The sequence below is a fragment of the Centipeda flueggei ATCC 43531 genome, assembly GCF_000160695.1.
Classification (GTDB): domain Bacteria; phylum Bacillota; class Negativicutes; order Selenomonadales; family Selenomonadaceae; genus Centipeda; species Centipeda flueggei.
Map to the genome: position 1 here is coordinate 159,523 of NZ_GG694010.1, position 18,077 is coordinate 177,599.

The 18,077-nt window shown below is 55.4% G+C and carries 20 protein-coding genes; 2 read left to right on the forward strand and 18 right to left on the reverse strand.

From position 1 onward, the window contains the following. Positions 1-3 precede the first annotated feature (3 nt). The 13 genes from rsgA to HMPREF0908_RS10170 form a co-directional block, all read right to left on the reverse strand. Positions 4-870: a ribosome small subunit-dependent GTPase A gene (gene rsgA, locus HMPREF0908_RS10110; protein ID WP_006691404.1), complete on the reverse strand. Its 867-nt coding sequence runs from the start codon at positions 868-870 to the stop codon at positions 4-6. Positions 871-880: 10 nt separating this feature from the next. Further along, entirely contained in the window at positions 881-2,638 is a 1,758-nt protein-coding gene (pknB, locus tag HMPREF0908_RS10115; protein ID WP_006691405.1) for a Stk1 family PASTA domain-containing Ser/Thr kinase, read from the reverse strand. A 54-nt stretch (positions 2,639-2,692) separates the two neighbouring features. Beyond that, on the reverse strand, positions 2,693-4,096 hold the full coding sequence (locus tag HMPREF0908_RS10120; RefSeq protein WP_006691406.1) for a peptidoglycan D,D-transpeptidase FtsI family protein: 1,404 nt from the start codon (positions 4,094-4,096) through the stop codon (positions 2,693-2,695). Then, entirely contained in the window at positions 4,093-5,364 is a 1,272-nt protein-coding gene (locus HMPREF0908_RS10125) for an FtsW/RodA/SpoVE family cell cycle protein (RefSeq protein ID WP_006691407.1), read from the reverse strand. Before HMPREF0908_RS10125 ends, HMPREF0908_RS10120 begins: the two co-directional genes overlap by 4 nt. Next, entirely contained in the window at positions 5,361-6,074 is a 714-nt protein-coding gene (locus HMPREF0908_RS10130; RefSeq protein ID WP_006691408.1) for a Stp1/IreP family PP2C-type Ser/Thr phosphatase, read from the reverse strand. Before HMPREF0908_RS10130 ends, HMPREF0908_RS10125 begins: the two co-directional genes overlap by 4 nt. Positions 6,075-6,078: 4 nt before the next feature. Further along, complete coding sequence (locus HMPREF0908_RS10135) at positions 6,079-6,519, reverse strand: FHA domain-containing protein (RefSeq protein WP_040572734.1); 441 nt, start codon at positions 6,517-6,519, stop codon at positions 6,079-6,081. After that, positions 6,519-7,262, reverse strand: a complete 744-nt coding sequence (locus HMPREF0908_RS10140) for an FHA domain-containing protein (protein ID WP_040572747.1) — start codon at positions 7,260-7,262, stop codon at positions 6,519-6,521. The genes HMPREF0908_RS10135 and HMPREF0908_RS10140 overlap by 1 nt, the downstream gene beginning before the upstream one ends. A 98-nt stretch (positions 7,263-7,360) precedes the next feature. Then, complete coding sequence (gene rlmN / locus HMPREF0908_RS10145) at positions 7,361-8,401, reverse strand: dual-specificity RNA methyltransferase RlmN (protein WP_006691411.1); 1,041 nt, start codon at positions 8,399-8,401, stop codon at positions 7,361-7,363. Further along, positions 8,398-9,747, reverse strand: coding sequence for a 16S rRNA (cytosine(967)-C(5))-methyltransferase RsmB (rsmB, locus tag HMPREF0908_RS10150; protein ID WP_006691412.1), 1,350 nt, complete (start codon positions 9,745-9,747; stop codon positions 8,398-8,400). The genes rlmN and rsmB overlap by 4 nt, the downstream gene beginning before the upstream one ends. Next, complete coding sequence (locus HMPREF0908_RS10155) at positions 9,748-10,578, reverse strand: DUF116 domain-containing protein (protein ID WP_006691413.1); 831 nt, start codon at positions 10,576-10,578, stop codon at positions 9,748-9,750. Next, a complete protein-coding gene (gene fmt / locus HMPREF0908_RS10160; RefSeq protein ID WP_211204806.1) occupies positions 10,575-11,513 on the reverse strand; it encodes a methionyl-tRNA formyltransferase in 939 nt (312 codons plus the stop codon). The genes HMPREF0908_RS10155 and fmt overlap by 4 nt, the downstream gene beginning before the upstream one ends. 5 nt (positions 11,514-11,518) lie before the next feature. Continuing rightward, positions 11,519-11,989 carry a peptide deformylase gene (gene def, locus HMPREF0908_RS10165; protein ID WP_040572735.1) on the reverse strand — a complete coding sequence of 157 codons (471 nt, stop codon included), beginning with the start codon at positions 11,987-11,989 and terminating at the stop codon, positions 11,519-11,521. An 8-nt stretch (positions 11,990-11,997) separates the two neighbouring features. Further along, the gene (locus HMPREF0908_RS10170) at positions 11,998-12,825 is read right to left on the reverse strand and encodes an amidohydrolase family protein (RefSeq protein WP_006691416.1); all 828 of its coding nucleotides are present in this window, start codon (positions 12,823-12,825) and stop codon (positions 11,998-12,000) included. 208 nt (positions 12,826-13,033) lie between these two features. On the opposite strand from HMPREF0908_RS10170, the gene HMPREF0908_RS10175 reads away from it, so the two are divergent. Then, positions 13,034-13,507: a hypothetical protein gene (locus HMPREF0908_RS10175; RefSeq protein WP_006691417.1), complete on the forward strand. Its 474-nt coding sequence runs from the start codon at positions 13,034-13,036 to the stop codon at positions 13,505-13,507. Between the two features lie 131 nt (positions 13,508-13,638). Then, positions 13,639-14,202, forward strand: a complete 564-nt coding sequence (locus HMPREF0908_RS10180) for a hypothetical protein (protein WP_006691418.1) — start codon at positions 13,639-13,641, stop codon at positions 14,200-14,202. Positions 14,203-14,247: 45 nt separating this feature from the next. On the opposite strand, the gene HMPREF0908_RS10185 is transcribed toward HMPREF0908_RS10180, so the two are convergent. The 5 genes from HMPREF0908_RS10185 to HMPREF0908_RS10205 all read right to left on the reverse strand — a co-directional run bounded on the left by HMPREF0908_RS10185 (position 14,248) and on the right by HMPREF0908_RS10205 (position 18,041). Then, positions 14,248-14,979 (reverse strand): 7-carboxy-7-deazaguanine synthase QueE, encoded by a 732-nt coding sequence (locus HMPREF0908_RS10185; RefSeq protein ID WP_040572736.1) that lies wholly within the window; start codon positions 14,977-14,979, stop codon positions 14,248-14,250. 1 nt (position 14,980) lies between these two features. Further along, on the reverse strand, positions 14,981-15,361 hold the full coding sequence (gene queD, locus HMPREF0908_RS10190; RefSeq protein WP_006691420.1) for a 6-carboxytetrahydropterin synthase QueD: 381 nt from the start codon (positions 15,359-15,361) through the stop codon (positions 14,981-14,983). Between the two features lie 61 nt (positions 15,362-15,422). Continuing rightward, positions 15,423-16,697, reverse strand: coding sequence for a glycosyltransferase family 2 protein (locus HMPREF0908_RS10195; RefSeq protein ID WP_006691421.1), 1,275 nt, complete (start codon positions 16,695-16,697; stop codon positions 15,423-15,425). Between the two features lies 1 nt (position 16,698). Continuing rightward, positions 16,699-17,412, reverse strand: coding sequence for a CDP-diacylglycerol--serine O-phosphatidyltransferase (gene pssA / locus HMPREF0908_RS10200; RefSeq protein ID WP_006691422.1), 714 nt, complete (start codon positions 17,410-17,412; stop codon positions 16,699-16,701). Beyond that, positions 17,409-18,041 carry a phosphatidylserine decarboxylase gene (locus HMPREF0908_RS10205; RefSeq protein WP_006691423.1) on the reverse strand — a complete coding sequence of 211 codons (633 nt, stop codon included), beginning with the start codon at positions 18,039-18,041 and terminating at the stop codon, positions 17,409-17,411. The genes pssA and HMPREF0908_RS10205 overlap by 4 nt, the downstream gene beginning before the upstream one ends. Positions 18,042-18,077 lie beyond the last annotated feature (36 nt).

An 18,077-nucleotide genomic window follows, 5' to 3' on the forward strand; every position in this document is an offset into this window, starting at 1 on the left:
CTCCTATCTTCTTACCGATCTGATTTCATCCAGCAACGCAATGTAAGCATCATAGCGCGTACACGCGAGCCGTCCTTCCTCTGCCGCCGCCTTAACGGCACAGTTCGGCTCATGACTGTGGCTGCACGGCGTGAAGCGGCAGCCCGGGAAATGCAGGAACTCAGGAAAGCAGTCCGCGAGCTCGTCCGCCGCGATTCCCGTCAGCTCCTGCTGGGTAAAGCCCGGCGTATCGACGACATAGCCACCCGCAAAGGGAAGGAGTTCGGCGCGGCGCGTCGTATGCCGACCGCGTCCGATTTTCTCACTGACCGCTCCCACTGCCAGAGCGAGGGACGAATCCATTGCATTGAGCAGGGAGGATTTTCCTGCGCCCGAAGGGCCTGCAAAGACCGTGATCTCTCCTGCAAGACGCTCCTGCAACGCCGAAAGTCCCGTCCCATTCACTGCAGACACCAGCAGGACGGGATACCCTGCTGCTTCGTACGGCGTGCAGAATTCCGTCATGTTGCCGCCAGCCAGATCAATCTTATTGATGCAGAGCACGATATGATCTATGCCGCTGTGCTCGGCAAGTACAAGAAAGCGACTGACAACGAGCGGGTGTGGATTGGGGGCGGCGGCAGCGACAGTGACGACGATCTGCGTGAGATTTGCCACGCGCGGACGCAAAAGAAGCGATGTGCGCGGCTCTGTTCCCTCGATCACGCCCTCCGTGGAGGAGATCCTCTCCAGACGCACAATGTCACCGGGAAGCAGTGCATCACGCCCACGTGTACTCTTGCCGCGCAGCTTGCAGAGTATCTCCGCACTGTTCACGCTGACGTGGATGACGCTGTTGTAGACCTTCAGAATCCGTCCGTACTGGTGCACAGCCGCCTCCCTACTCTGTCTTTTCCGTCTGGATACGGCGTCCGGCGGGGTCTTTATCCCCCTTCTTAGGTTCGCTGTTTTTCCCGCTGTTCTTCGTTTCAGTCCCCTTTCCGCTCGAAACAGTGAGCCGTACCACACTCCCTGCCTCCATCTCAGCTCCCGCCGAGGGCGACTGGCTGATAACCGTCCCTGCTGCCTGGGTACTCGTCTCTTCTGCCGTACTTCCGACCTTCAGACCGCTGCTCTCAAGCAGCGCACGGGCACGATCCAATGGTACACCTTTTACATCAGGGACTGCGACCTTCTTGACCTTCTGCCCTTTGCTGACAGTAATATCGACCGACTGTCCTTTGCTGATGCGCGATCCGCTGCGCGGGTCCTGTGAGATGACCGTGCCACTGTCCTCGTCTGAATATGTCTCATACGCTGAGCCAAGGCGCAGCCCCATTTGCTCGAGTTTGGCGATGGCATCTGCCTTCGTCAGTCCGCGCAGATTCGGCATCTCGATCTCCTCACCGCCCTTGCTGACGTAGATGGTAACCGTACGCTCTTCCTTGACCGTCATGCCTGCCTCAGGAGTCTGCGAAACGACAATGCCGACAGGTACAGATGCATCATAGGTTTCAGCGACCGTAACACGCAGATGCTGATCCTCCAAAATCTGTCGGGCAAGTGTCAGCTGCTTTCCTGTTACATCAGGAACAGTGACCTCAACGGAACTCCAGAATTTGCCAAAGCTAAGGAAAAAACCAGTAAAGAATCCCAGAAGAAGAATGAGAACAATCCCAAACTTGAACTTCTTCTTCTGATAGAATGAACGCTCTTCCGCCTGCGGCAATTCTATCTCATTCTCCGACGCCGGGACAGCAGCATGGAGCTCCTGCGCTTCCATGGGGCTGAGAACACGTGTCGCATCCGGATCAAACCCTGGTACAGCGGTGGTATCGCTATGCATCATCTGCTCCGTATGTGCAATATCTGCCGCGAGTGTGCTGCTGTCCGGACGCTGTGACGGGTCCTTCGCCATCATGCGTGCTACAAGAGCCTCAACGACAGGCGGAATACCCGGAACGAGGAGACGGAGTGGCTGCGGCTCCTCTTCGAGATGCTTGCGTGCAATACTCACGGCAGTATTCCCATCAAAAGGGATGCGGCCAGAAAGCATTTCATAGAGAACAACGCCGAGGGAGTAGACATCCGACTTCGGCGTAATGAGCGTACCGCGCGCCTGCTCGGGAGAGAAATAATGTACAGAGCCCATGATATTATCGTTGTACGTCATGGTGGACTCAGTCACCGCGCGTGCGATGCCGAAGTCTGCCACCTTGATGTTTCCGTCGGGCATGACCAGGATGTTATGCGGCTTGATGTCGCAGTGCACAAGATTATTCGCATGTGCCTGTGCCAGTGCTCCCGCGATCTGACGTGCAATGCGGAGCGCCTGAGCCACGGGCAGAGCCCCCTCCTCCTTGATGCGCTCCTTCAGCGTACGTCCCGGAACATACTCCATAACAATGTAGTGGCGTCCCTCGGCAACACCGACATCATAGACATTGACGATATTGGGGTGCGTGATGCGCGCCGCAGCCTTTGCCTCACGCTGAAACCGCCCAATGAATTCCGTGTCGTGCTCATACTGCTGATGCAAAATTTTAACAGCGACAGTGCGTTCCAAAAGCTGATCTTTCGCCCGATAGACATCCGCCATGCCGCCGCTGCCAACAAGCATTTCCAGTGCATAGCGTCCATCCAAAACACGCTCGACCATGTTTCTTCCTCCTATCGCCTCTGCCGTGTGCCGAGGCACTATCTCATCAGGGTGTCAGCCCTCAAAATACCTGCTGATAATTCGACGGGCAATCCCCGCCGCCGCTCTGCCGCCGTAGCCGCCCTCCTCCACAAGGACGGAAAGGACGATCTTGCGGCCGCCGTGCTCTGCCGTGCCGATAAACCATGCATGATCGGTTCCGGTTGCGTTCTCTGCCGTGCCGGTCTTGCCCGTCACACGCACGCCGCTGACCTCTGCCGCCGTACCTGTCCCGGAGGCAACGACTCCCTCCATATCCGCATCGATAATAGAAGCACGTTCGGCTGTCGTTGCCGTCCGCCACACCTGCGGATTTGCTGCATAGAGTGCTGCACCTCCCGTCGTCAGTACAGCATCTACGAGATATGGCTGCATGATGCGTCCCCCATTCGCGAACGCATCAGCAACGAGTGCCATCTGCAGGGGGGTGACAAGCAGCTGTCCCTGACCGAATCCGATCTGGGCAATCTCTCCGTCGCTCAGACCGTGCAGAGAAGGAACATGGGCCATCGCCATCGTAAGTTCCGCCGCTGGAAGTTCTGCCCCAATACCGAAGCGGTCAAACGCATCACTGAGCCCCTTGTCTCCCATGCGCATGGCGAGTGTCGCAAAGGTAATATTACACGACTCACGCAGTGCATCCGCGAGACGCAGTCGGCCGTGTGCCTCACCGTGACTCTCATGCAGGACATAGTCCTTGCCGATGGCAAGCTCTCCCGTACAGTCAAAGATCTCATCCGGCGTCGTCACACCAGTCTTCAGTGCCGCATCGGCGATCAGTGTCTTGAAGGTAGAGCCAGGCGGATATAGTCCCTGTGCGGCCCGATTTACGAGCGGGCTGTCGGCACGGGACGATAGTTCATCCCACGCACGTTCTGTCACCGAAGGATCAAAGGATGGCGTACTCACCATGGCAAGCACTGCCCCCGTCGCCGCGTCCATTACAACGACTGCTCCCCGATGTTCGCCGAGCGCACGGTACGCCGTCTGCGACAGTTCCGCATCGACAGTAAGACGGACATCATAGCCCGTATCGGCGCGCAGAAGTGTGCGCAGTGGGCCCATCCCCGCCACATCATTCGTCACCCCGCTGAGCGCAGCGCCCTCCGTCTGCTCGATACCTGTCGCCCCATGACGGTCAGTACGGTAGCCAGTAACAGGTGCAAGCACCGTGCCATAAGGATAGGAACGATGCCCTCCGGCATCACTCTCGGCGAGGACACGTCCCTCACGATCGAGGATACGGCCGCGCTGTATATCTCCCTCCATCAGTGCGGAGCGCATATTGAGCGGATGTGCGGCAAGTTCCGGACCATCCCACACAGAAAGCTTGACGAGGTAAAGAAGTTGGATAACGATAAGAAGGAGCAGACACGCAGCAGCGGCAGCGATATGCCGGCGCATCTTTTCATCCGTCATGGTGCCGCCTCCTTACGTGGTGCGGACAGTGCCGTCAGAATACCAAGAAAAACAAAACTCGCCGCCATGGAGCTGCCGCCATAGCTGACAAAGGGCAGAGTGATGCCCGTCAACGGCAGAAGTTTCGTAACGCCCGCAATGATAATGAACGCCTGCAGGAGAAGCGCCGTCGCAGCACCTGCTGCAGCAAGAGCCCGCTCCACACGCAGCTGACACATAGCAATATGGACACCACGCCAAAAGATAAGTGCATAGGCGAGGAGAACAGCAGCTGCACCAATCAGACCGAACTCCTCGGCAATCGCAGCAAAGATGAAGTCCGTGTGCACCTCCGGGATCAGTCCGGGATGCCCCTCAGCAAATCCCGTCCCCCAGACACCGCCGCTGCCGATGGCAAAGAGAGCCTGAACGATCTGATATGACATACCATTTGGGTCTGCCCACGGGTGCATCCAGATGTCAAAGCGGACACGCACATGCCCAAAAAGCATATAACTGAGTGCTGCCGCAGCAAGAATGAACACTCCCGCAAGAAACACATAGGACTTGCGCCCTGTTCCCATATAGGTCATAACCACTGCCATGCCAAAGAAAAACAATGCCGCGCCGAGGTCATGTGCGATAACAAACATCAGCACGGAAAGTCCCCAGAGAGCAATGAGAGGCGCGATGAAACGTACGGGCGGCAGATGGAGGAATGCGACGCGCCGTGCCGGAAGTGTCAGCACGGCATGATGATCGGCAAGATAGGCAGAAAGAAAGAACACGAGAAGAATCTTGCCAAACTCCGAGGGCTGGACAGAAAAAGCGCCGAATGCCAGCCAATTCTTATTGCCGCCAATGGAGACACCAAAGAGCAGAGGAAGCAGGAGGACGATGGTGGTAGCTGCACCGAGCAAGTAAGGATAGGAAAACATCCGCGCAAGGCGATCCCACATAAGAATCACCGTCATCCACAGGATGATTCCAATGGATGCCCAGCGCAGCTGCGCTGTGAAGAGATCTGGCTTCAGCCGTGCAATCTCCGCAAGGCCAACGGAAAGGAGTACATAAGCGAGCATCAAGGGCACACGATCCAGTCTGCGCCGTGCCGCAAGGAAAAAACTCACCGTGCCGCAAAGCAGGAGAATGCCGAGATACGGCAAATACGGCAAATCGGTCTGCCAGTCAAAGTGCCAGCCGGGCTGCCCCGCCCCGTGCTCCAGCAGAAGAATACCAAGTCCGCAGAGGAGGATACCGAGCGGAGCAAATCGCAATTTATGCATCATGACGGATCACAGGCGACGACAATCGCCGTTACGTTATCCGTTCCCCCTGCATCAAGGGCACGTTTCACCATTTGATGGGCAGCATCGGCGGGGACACCGCCGAGCAGTGTACACAGCTCTGCATCCTCAACCATATTGGTCAGCCCATCTGTTGCGAGGAGAAAGCGATCCCCCGCCTCAACGGGAAACGAATCACCATCCACATGCAGGCGTTCCTCGATGCCGACGGCACGCAGAAGATAATTCTTGCGCGGATGATGCTGTGCTTCTGCCTCACTCAGTTCTCCTCGTGCGACAAGTTCTTCCACATAGGAGTGGTCACGCGAGATCTGGCGGAATTCTCCATCCCGCAGAAGATAGAGACGGCTGTCGCCGACGTGCGCATAATGCGCCATCTGCGCAGCTTCATCGATATGAAGAACCGTCGCCGTCGATCCCATCCCCTCATAGGAGGAATTGCCTGCAGCGGCATCCAATACCTGCTGGTTCGCACGAAGCACTGCACTCTTGAGCGACGCCGTATCGATGGGTTCACCTGCATTCGCCATATCATGCACAGCGGCAACAACAATGCGGCTTGCCACCTCACCTGCTGCATGTCCGCCGAGGCCATCTGCCACGACATAGACGGAATGGACGAATACGCCGCAGCTGTCCTCGTTCGACGTTCGTACACGGCCGATATCCGACGCACTCGAAACTTCTATCATGTGCTTACCTCTCAAACCGCAGAGACACGGCACCGATGCGCAGAACATCGCCGGGGCGCAGATACGCCCGTCCCGACAGCCGCCCATCGTTCAGGTAGGTACAGTTGCGGCTGCCAAGATCCTCTGCAATATATGAATTTTCCCGCTGATAAATCAGAACATGATGATGTGAAACAAAGCTGTCTGAAAGGACAATATCGTTATCCGGACTGCGGCCGATCGACAGCTCATGCCCTAGGGGATATCTCTTTCCCTCTATCCCCTTGCCGGTGAGGACAAGGAGTGTCGGTGCTCCGACCGACTGCACAGGCGCACGTGGTACATGCAAATCCATGCGCAGTGAGGAAAACATGAGGTGCCCGATACGGAAGACGGAATAAGCCAGCCAAAGCAATGCACCATATTCCAATATGACGCGCAGCGCCTTAAGAAAAAGCGCCGGCATCAGCATACCTCATAGCGAAGCGCTGTTGTCCCGAGGCATATCTCATCCCCGTTTCTGAGGCACTGCATCTCAATCCGCCTGCCATCGACAAAGGTCCCATTGCGGCTCTCCGCATCATAGAGCATGTGCCGATGCTGCTCATAGGAAATCCATGCATGCACGCGCGAGACATTGGTGTCCGTCAGAATAAACTCATTGCGCGGCATACGTCCCATATAGATTTTGCGCTCACCAAGCAGCATGGTGATACCTTCATCTGCCCCGCTGAGAACAGTGAGCATGGCAAGCTCATGCTCCGGCGGCAGGTCGAGGCAGCGCACATCCCGCATCGACGGACGCTCCAGCACAATGGTCTGTGCCATCGTATCATGGGAGACCGGCTCGTTCTGTTCCGGAACATGCTTCTGCTGCATCTGTGCGGTCATACGATAGGAACCTGCACGCAGAGAAGAATCAACAACAAATGAGATGCTAAGCCGCCCTTCCATCAGAAGATCCTCTCGGATAATACAGCGCTTCAGTGCCGTGCCCAGCTCATCCGTCACACGATGAGAACAGAGGCGCTGATAGTCCTCTGTTCCAAGGGAAATGACGTAAGCATTGGCAATCGAGGCGCTTCCCTGACGCTTTGCCTCTTTCTCCAATCCCCTGATCAGTTCAACCGGCTCCAGATGACTGCTGAACTTGCGGTTGAAGAATCCCTCAATGTGATCCCCCAGAAACGATTCCACGCGATCCATCATCATGCATCGCTCTCCTTTGATCGTAAAGCACAGGAAAATCCACATGCTTCATAAGAATATAAAACAACTTCTATATCATAGCATAAATCCTGAAAAAATTATAGTCCTGCGTCCATCAGCCTGCTGCGGAGCTGCCCACATGCCGCCTGAATGTCCGTCCCCATCTCACGGCGCACGGTTGCGGTGATGTGCCGCTCCTCCAAAACACGCTGAAAGCGGCGCACGGTCCCCTTCGACGGGCGAAGAAGGTTTCGCTCGACGACAGGGTTGATGGGAATGAGATTGACGCTTGCAAGCTGTCCGCGCAAAAGTTCCGCAAGCTGCTCTGCTTCACGTATTCCGTCGTTCACATCGCGGATGAGGATATACTCATAGGTCACGCGCCTCTTCGTCCGCGCGGCATAGGTCTGTGCCGCGCGCAGTACATCCGCCATAGGATACATGCGGTTAACGGGCATCAACGACGAGCGCAGCTCCTCTGTCGGCGCATGAAGAGAAATGGAGAGGGAGATGGGCATCCCCTCCTCCGAAAGCCGCAGAATTCCGGGAACAATCCCCGACGTCGAAAGTGTGATGCCGCGATAGCTGAGTCCGATGGTATCATCTGCATGCAAAAGGCGCAGTGCACCAATGACATTATCATAGTTTTCCAACGGTTCGCCCGAGCCCATGACGACAATCGTATCGACGTGCGCCCCCTCCTGCCGCAGGTAATCTGCCATGCCGATCACCTGCGCGGCGATCTCCCCCACGGTCAAATTACGCACAAGCCCGTGCAGTGTCGATGCACAAAAAGCACACCCCATCCGACATCCTGCCTGCGTCGAGACGCAGACACTGTTGCCGTAGGGATGACGCATGAGCACCGTCTCTGCCGTCTGCCCATCAGCAAATGCATAGAGGAGCTTGATCGTCGCGCCGTCCGTCGATGTAAGGCGCGCGGCAATCTGCGGCCGTTCGATGGAAAAAAGCGCCGCCAAACGAACGCGCAGCGTCTTTGGCAGATTGTCCATAATATCAAAAGAAACCGCACCGCGCTGATACATCCATCGGATAACCTGGTCCGCGCGAAAGCGAGGGATCCCCTCTGCACGAAGGGCATCGGCAAGCTCTGTCTTCGTCCATCCAAAAATATTCATCGGCGTCTCATACGGGCGATAAAGAAGCCGTCCGGCCCACCCGTCTCCGGCATGATTTGTACCATGCGTTCTGCTGTTTTCTGCTCCGGCAAAAACGCCCCCGTTTCCTCAAGGACAAAGTCCTCATGCCCGCGCAAAAATGCCTCCACCACGGCGGTATTTTCGCTGCGCTCCATCGTACAGGTACTGTAGACGAGGACGCCGCCCTGCTTCACCGTTCGCGCCGCACTCGCCAGAATCGCGAGCTGCAGCGGCGGCAGCGTCTTAACGTCCGATGGAGTTTTGCGCCAGCGAGCATCAGGTTTGCGGCGCAGGACACCGAGCCCCGAGCACGGTGCATCCACAAGAACGCGGTCGGCACACACACCATAGTGCGCACCGACCTCACGCGCATCGAGGAGCTGCGTCTCAATGATGGAGATGCCGAGCCGCTCTGCGTTGCGCATGATACGCCGCAGTTTTTCCTCATGGATGTCAAATGCCCAAATGCGCCCGCGGTTCTCCATCCGCTGAGCGATATGGGTCGTCTTCCCCCCTGGGGCGGCACAGGCATCGATCACCGTCATGCCGGGCTCTGCCCCAAGGACATGCGCCACAAGCATCGAGCTCTCATCCTGCACCTGCGCCAGCCCCTCGCGCAGCGGCGCGAGCGCATCGAGCGCACCGTGCGCATGCAGGAGAACGCTCTCGGGGACGCGCAGTGACGCCTCAGCGCGGACTCCTGCCGCCGTCAGCCGCTCTATAAGGGCAGTGCGGCTCGTGCGCAGTGTATTCGTCCGCAGCGTGAGCGGTGCACTCTCATTGTCGCAGCGGCACAGCGTCTCCGTACGTTCACTGCCATAGTCGCGCAGCCACCGCTCCACCATCCACACGGGATGCTGCATCCGCAGCGCAAGCGAGCGTGCATCATGCCCCTGAGGGAGCGCTGCACGCTTCGGCTCACGCAGGGCGGTACGGAGGACCCCATTGACAAAGGACGCCGCCCCCTTTCCGCCATGTTTCTTCGCCAATTCCACGGCCGTATGGCAGACGGCGGATGACGGGATTTTATCCATAAAGAAGATCTGGTAAAAGCCAAGGCGCAGAAGCTCGCGTATGGGCGGCTGCGCCTTTTTGAGATCGGCGACATAGCGGCGAATCATATAATCGAGCGTCTCGCCCGCCTTGACCGTGCCATAGACCAGCTCTGTCAGAAAACGGCGGTCGCGCTCCGTCATCTGTGCGATGCGCAGTTCCTCTGCCAGCGCCACATTAGCATAGGCCCCCTCACTGTGAATACGCAGGAGCACCTGCATGGCCTGCTCGCGTATGCGGTCGATTTTATTCGCATCGTACGGCTTTGGCATCTATACGTCCTTTTTCTTCGATTCGATGATTTCTTCCAGTTGACGGCGCACCTCCGCCATATCCACGCTCGTATTGTAGCAGGGACCGTTCGGGCGGATGTTGAGCACCCCGACGGCGGGAAGCGGAAAGACATCCTGGATGCCGCTCATCAGATCACGCTCACACGCAATCGCAAGCACAGCCTTCGGCCGCGTATTGTAGACGATCTGTCGTGCCAGTGTCCCGCCCGTCGCGACAAAGAAGTGAAAGCCCATCTCCTCTGAGAGTGCGACAAGATCGCCGATGTTGCAGCCGCCGCAGCGCTTGCAGTTGTTCGGATCGCGCGTCACCTTGTGCGGGCAGCTCGCGAGCTGCAGGCAGTGCGGTGTTACGACGAGCAGGCGCTCGGCGGGCACGCGGATGTGCATGCGGTGAAAGAGCAGATTGCTGACCGCGATAAACGAGCCCTCCAGCCGACGGCGCTTGACGCCAAAAAGAGCGCCCAAGCGCACGGCAGCAGGAAAGAGCAGATTGATCAGCTCGTAAGTCTGCCGCTTCATCCACGGGAGGTACGGCAGTCCCGCAACGGCAAGCACCATATTGAAGATACCAAAAAAGGACAGGAATACCGCGCCCGTCAGCAGGGCGCCGATCGCCCACGGCAGAAGCGGCTGGATGCGCTCGAGCCCCGGCACGCCAATGTACCAAATCCCAAAGAGGAGCACGGCGGCGAGCAGGGTCACGAGCAGGAGCATCCCGATAAAGAGCCGCTTCTTTGGCCGTGAGGGCAGGAGAATCGTCTTCTTCTCCCCCGCCTTGCCGCCGTTGACCGTCAATGTCTCCGTACTCATGATGTAAAACGTGCTCCTGCGGTCAGTGCACAGCCGTTCAAAAATTCGGATGCCGCCATCATCCGTTTCCCGGGTGCCTGAATCTCCGTCACCTGCACGATCTCATCGCCTGCTGCGACGCGCAGCCCTGCCCGCCGATCTGCCGTGAGAATGGTGCCGTGCGGCGCATCTGTCCGCTCCCCTGTGAGGGACAGCATACCGATCTTATACAATGCGTCACCCAGATGTGTCTCCGCATAGGGCACAGGGTTCAGCCCGCGCACGAGGGCGTCGAGCTCCCGCGCCGTGCGTGACCAGTCGATCTGCGCCGTCTCACGCGTAATGCGCGCAGCATAGGTGCTCTCCCCCGTCTGCGGCGTACGGATAAGCGTCCCTGCCGCAAGCTGTTCCAGCGTCTCCACGAGGAGTGCCGCCCCTGTCTCCATCAGGGCATCGTGGAGGGTTCCGTACGTTGTATCCGCATGGATGGGAACCTCGCGCCGCAGGAGCATATCCCCCGTGTCGAGTCCCGCGTCCATCTGCATGGTCGTAATCCCCGTCACGGCAACACCGTCCATCACCGCGTGCTGAATCGGTGCAGCACCGCGGTACAGCGGCAGCAGGGATGCGTGCACATTGATGCAGCCATGCACGGGGATATCCAGAATCTCCTGCGTCAGGATCTGCCCAAATGCAGCCACCACCGCCACGTCGGGACGGAGGACGCGCAGCTCTTCGGCAAAGGCCGCATCGCGTGCGCGCGCAGGCTGAAGAACGGGAATATCATGCGCGAGTGCCCACGCCTTAACCGGAGAGGGGCTGAGTTTCTTCCCGCGCCCGCGCGGGCGATCCGGCTGCGTGACGACAGCGGCGATATCCATGAGATCGCGCCGCTCTGCCATCGCCGCAAGAATTCCCACGGAAAAATCCGGCGTCCCCATAAAGACGGTACGCATCGGCGTCATTCCTCTTCCTCCTCCTTGCGCAGGCGCACGGCAATATCGATGAAGAGCCGCCCCTCAAGATGATCGCACTCATGCTGAATACAGCGCGCCAAAAGCCCCTCTGCCGTCAATGTGCGGCGACGGCTGCGGCGGTCGGTATACTCCACCGTCACGCGCTCCGCGCGCTCCACATCGCCGTAGACCTTTGGCACAGAGAGACACCCCTCCGATTCCGTCACGCTGCCCTCGCGCATGGTGATGACAGGATTGACGAGCTCCAAGAGTCCGTGCTCATCCTGCACGTCGATGACAACGATGCGCAGAGACTTCCCCACCTGCGGCGCAGCAAGGCCCACGCCGTCAGCGGCGTACATCGTTTCCGCCATATCGTCGAGCAGCTGCCGATGCCGCTTCGTGAGGCGTTCGATCGGCTCTGCCGTCTGTTTCAGGACGGGATCGCCCGCCTTCTTGATGTCAAGTATCGCCATAGTATTCCTCATGTCAGGTGCAGATGATAGATCCGCACCGCATTCTCATAAAATACCGCATCCCAATGCTCCTCGGGAATGAGGAGCTTCGTGAATGCAACATAGTCGCCGAAGTTCGCCAGCGGCCAATCTGTGCCGAACATCAGCCGATCGTACGCGTTCAGATACGCGAGCCAGCCGCGCAGCTGCTCGATGTAGAAATGCTTCCGCGCACAGAAGCGGTCAAAATCCACAATCTTTCCCTCGAGCATCCCCGAGAGATCGGCGGTAACATTCGGGTTTTTCTCCATCACCGCAATGGAATCGATGAAATACGGCTCACCCAGATGGCACATGACGAAATTCACCTGACGGAACTTCGTCGCCGCCTCATCCATGACATTCGGATGCGCATACTTCAGCAGTGCCTTCTCCGTCGCTGTCAGTCCCGTATGTACGGCGACGGGCTTTCCATACCGTGCCGCGAGTTCGTAGACGGGGGCAAGCATATCGTCATAGAGATAGAAATAATTGTAGCCGGGATAGAGCTTGATGCCGACGCAGCGCTCACTGCGAAGATGCTGCTCGAGTGCAGGAAGGAGCCTATCAATGCGCGCGGCACTCATCTCCGTCTGCCCGCCGTCGCCCGCGATCCCGACACAGTAGTGAAAGAGATCGGGATAGTTCGGCGCGAGCTCCTCCACGGGGAGATTGCCCATGATAACACCGTGGACAATCCCCGCCGCACGGCAGTCGCGCCGCAGTGCCGTCTCCGTGTTCTCGTGCCCTGCCGCACGTGCGACGGTATCAAAATACTCCCCTCTGCCAAAGTGCAGATGAGCATCAATGATCTTCATGTATATTCACTTTCTAAAAATAACTAAGGAATCACTATCCGTTTAGTTTAACATATCCGTCAATAGTTTTTCTGTAACAAGAGAAACTTATCATGAGAAGGATATGTTTACAATGAAGTCGAAGTATCCTCTAAAGCATTTGCACCGCTTATCTACTAAATAGCTAAAATAATACTCAAGAATCCCAAACATCAAAAGGAGCACATAAATGAATGATTTTGAATTCATATCCAACATACTGAAAAACATAACTTGTTCAGAGGTTGGAAAAGGAGGGTTGACCGTTTGGATTGGTTTTGGAGATAAAATTAAAGTAAAGGGCAAAGAAAAGCATTTATACTATCTTGTCATTCAATGTGCATGGAGATTCCTGCAAAACAATAAAATCATTTTGGCTTCCGGTGATATGTATAGACGCTTCGATGAGACAAAGCCATTTGACATAGGAAATGATGATAACAGTGTGTACGATGAAAAAGTGAACGCACTGAATATGAATTTATCTCGCGGCGTGAGGGTAACAAAGGTCAACTTTTCCGATACAGGAGATATTACTCTATTGCTCGAAAATGGCATTGTATTTCAGACATTCATTGAGGAATCTGTCAAAGATGAGTTTTGGCGCCTTATTTCCTTTAAAACAGAGAACTCCAAGCATATTGTCTTTTATGATATAGAGTAACTTCTCCCTGTACAAAGATACTACAAGTACTAGAAAATTTGCTCTGTGCCGATAAATCATCCACATAGACCTTGCTATGCGTCGACTCTTCGACAGGAAAAGCTGCACCAAATGATACAGGAGGAGCGTATATGTTCAAAATAAATTATACGATAATGGATACGGAAGATGAGATAAAGACTTTTACACCATCTGATTGCTGTATCACTGGACCGTTTGAAATCGTTGTAAATGAAAAAGGACATGGGGATTATAGCGAAGACGAGCAAATAAGAAAATGTCCCGTGTTTTTTGAGATCCTTCCATTTTGGTTTGAATACCTGACAACAATTGTGAAGGAAATCAAAAAACACGGGTATGCTTTATTAAACGAAATCGAGTCATATAATACTTGGATCGAGTTCATCTATAAAGAAAATGATATTGAACTCAGTATAATAAGAGTTGAAAAATGGAACGAGTGTGGACTTCTTTCTTTTGAACGTATTCTTCCGCCTGAAATCGAATACGGTGAATGGAAAAAAGAGAGAATTACCTTTGATGAATTTTCTAATGAGGTGATAAATGCTGCCGACCGTTTTTTGCGTACAATTTACTCTATAAATCCAACGCTGCGAGAAGATTATACCCTTGGGATGATAGAAAAGAATCTTATAGTGCTCAAAAAACGAAAGATGACTCTGACAAAAAAGTGATCCCTACTTGATAGGAGTATTTTTACACTCACTGCTTGTCATACACTAAAGCATATCCATCATCCGATGGGTCTGCGGGATCACACGGACGTTTGCCAGCCGCCGCAGGGCAGTCTCCTGCCATTTGAGCAGCTGTTCGGACGACGGTTTCATACAGCCGCCGCAGGGGGTCACCGGCTGGAGAATCAACATCGTCTCAGGGGCGGTATCCGCCACGAGCCGAACGGCAGTATCGATTTCGCTGTCAGGACTCTCTGCCGCAACGACAATCTTGATCCAAGTATCCTTCACCTTTGCGATTTCCAAAAAACGCACGTGCGCATCCCAGACAGGATGCGCCGTCACGGAGGGCAGCTTGATGTCCATGCTGATGCCCGCCACGCAGTCAATGCACTTCTTCAGTTCTGCATAGAGGGTTCCGTTGGTCTCCAGATAAATGGGAAGATGCACATGCGGTGCCAGTGCACGGATGAACGATGCGTGGAGGAGCGGTTCTCCCCCCGTGATGCTGAGTGCCTGATGCGGCACGCCCGCTGCTGCAAGCGCGACAAGCTCTGCCGCACGCTCCGGCGAAATAGGATTCGGATACGGCACGAGGTGATACGTCCCTGCACCTTCCTCCACGACACAGTTTGGGTGTGTGCCTGCCTTGCTGTCCGTATCGCAGTAAGTACAGTTCAGATTACACCCCTCAAGTCGCAGAAATACCTGCCGGCAGCCGACATATTTCCCCTCTCCCTGAATGGAGGAAAAAATCTCAATGATATTTTCGTTCATATCAGTTTCTCTCATAGGTCACGGACGATTTCGGTGATTCCCACACTGTCAGCGCTGCAAGATGTGCAGACGATTCCATAACCTCGGTGCGCGCAGCAAGGCGCTCATAGATGATGCACGCCAGATTCTCCGCCGTTGGATTCACCTCACCGTCAAACGGCGGAAGCTCATTGATATAACGGTGGTCAAATGCATCCAACACCGCCATCAATGCTGCTTTCGCGGTCTTGAAGTCGATCAGCATGCCGAGACCGTCGAGCTCCGTCCCGCGAAAGACTGCCTCAACGACCCAGTTGTGTCCATGCAGACGGTCACATTTCCCAGGATATCCGACAACACGGTGTGCTGCTTCAAATGCGCCCTCAACGCGCAGTGTATACATTCTATTCTCCTTCGTTCGTCAAAAGGCTGCCGCACACGTGCAGCAGCCTCCCTCGATGCCATTATTTCACATCGCTCATCACTTCATCCATGCTCATGGCACGTGTATGCTTCGTATGGCTCCACTCATGCTCATTGCGGTGAATGAATCCAAGGAAAATGATCGGAATCCACGAGTAGATGAACACGGGATAAAGAAGCAGATAGAACCATGCCTTCAGCTTGGCACGCACCTTGATAAGGATAATCATGGGCAGGAGATACTGCCCGATCATGATCGCTGTCATCAGCTGTGACGGCAGAAATTTATAAATGCTTGTGTAGAAGGGCGGAAACGCCAGCTGTACATAACTGATGATGATGAAGAACGTCGAGATCATAAGAAAATGCGGCTGCAGGAGATAGATGCAGCCATCCCAGATGCGTATGTCGCGGCGTTTCCATCCCTCGCGGATCATGGTCGGAATGAAGCGATGTGCCACGTCAAACTGCCCCTGCGCCCAACGTTTGCGCTGATTCCACGCCTGTTTGAACGTGAGCGGCTTCTCATCGTAGACAATGGCATCGTGCGCCCACGTTGTCTTAATCCCCTCGGCAAGCAGCTTCATCGTGAACTCCATGTCCTCCGTAAGACAGGTCGCACGCCAGCCGTGCCGTTTCAGCACATCCGTCGTAATGCACATGCCCGTCCCGCCGAGGCACGCCGAGAGGCCGATGTTCGTCTTCGCGAGATGTGAGATATGGTCGATGACCCAGAACGCAATCGCAAACGTCCCCGCCACCCATGTGTCGTAGGGATTCTTTGCATCCAGGTAGCCCTGAATGACCTTATCTCCTTTGAGAAGGCGATTGTTCATCTCCTTGAGGAAATTCGGATGAACGAGGTTGTCCGCATCAAAGATGGCAACTGCATCATACTGCTTGTCCATCGCAAAGAGCTGCTCAAACATCCACTCGAGCGCAAAACCTTTGCTCTTTTTCGTCGGATGTGTGCGCGTGCAGACAATGGCCCCCTCTCTTTCTGCGATCTCGCCCGTATTGTCCGTGCAGTTGTCGGCGATGACGTAGATATCATACAGTTCCTTCGGGTAGTCGAGACGGCGCAGATTTGCGATGAGCTGGCCAATGACCGCTGCCTCATTGTGGGCGGCAACGACGACGGCAAAGGTTTTCTCCGGTGTCAGGATCTTTTTCTCTCCATGCCGCCACAGACAGCAAAAACCAATAAAGAAGAAGTACAGCGTAAAGAGCAGAAGAAGGATCTGCATCGGCACCATGACGATATCAAAGATATGCGCCGGCAGATAGGGCGAAAGTGCATGAAGGATCTCTGTCATATCAGCTTTCCTTTGTTCCCGCAGTCAGAGCAATCACATGATTGATGATGCCGAAGATCGCATACGCCGCAAAAACAGCTGTAAATACGGCGGGCAAAACGGCCGTCTGTCCGACGCAGAGGATGCCGGCAAACACGATGAGTGCGGCGAGCTTTGATGCAAAGTAAATCCGTTCCCCGCCGCCCTTAAAGTCCGGGTAGTGAACGTGACTGACCATCAGATAGCCCGTCACAACGACAGCGGCGGGATAAAGAAGCCCATAGTCGGCAGGGTTGATGCCGAGCGAAAGAAAGAGCCAGGCCGACATGGCGACGAGATTCCCGCCCGCAGGAATAGCAAGTCCCATAAAGTAGCCGTGCACCACATTGGCATTCACATTAAAACGTGTGAGACGCCACATCCCACAGAGAGCAAAGCAGATCGCTGCCGCTGCACCGACGAGTCCATAGGAGGAGAGCGCCAGCTTCCACGCGAGCAGCGCGGAGGCGATGCCGAACGAACCGAGATCACAGAGGGAGTCCATTTCCTTGCCGAACTCACTGGACACACCGAGTGCACGCGCCACACGTCCATCCATGCCGTCCGCAGCGAGTGCGAGCAGGATGAAGATCGCCGCCCAGTCAAGATGTCCTTCCGCCGTTGACAGGATGGAACACATACCAAAGAACAGATTCATCGCCGTACACAGATTCGGCAGAAACCGTCTGTAATTCATACGCCTTCAAGCCTCCCCAGGACAGTTCTGCCGCCCTGTACCTTTTCGCCCTCCTGCACGAGGATCTGCGCGCGCTCCGGCATGACGATCTCAAGGCAGGAGCCGAAACGGATCATCCCATAGATATCCCCCTGCTCCATTCGGTCGTCGAGCGTCACCCAAGAGACAATGCGCCGCGCAAGAATACCTGCAATCTGTTTCACTGTAATGCGCAGATCTCCGCGGTCGATACCAATCAGATGGTGTTCATTTTCAAAGCCGACCTCATCCTTATAGGCAGGGCGGAATCGGCCACAGTAGTATTTCTGCAGTTTGATCTCCCCATCGATGGGGCTTCGGTTGACGTGCACATTAAAGACTGACATAAAGATGACAACCTTGTTGCACGGTTCGCCGACAAAATCATCCACACCCACGGACGAAATCTCCGTCACCGTACCATCTGCCGGGGACAGGATGTGATGTTCATCCGCAACAATCGTGCGTGCAGGACTGCGAAAAAAATAGGCGAAGTAGCACGCAAGAACGACGAACGGAAGCGCAGCATACAAATGCACAAAGGCGCCAAAAATCAACGCCAAAACGAGCGCAGCTCCGATAAACTTATAGCCTTCGCTGACAATGACCACGCAGACGCGCCTCCTTTTTTCTCTCACATTATAATG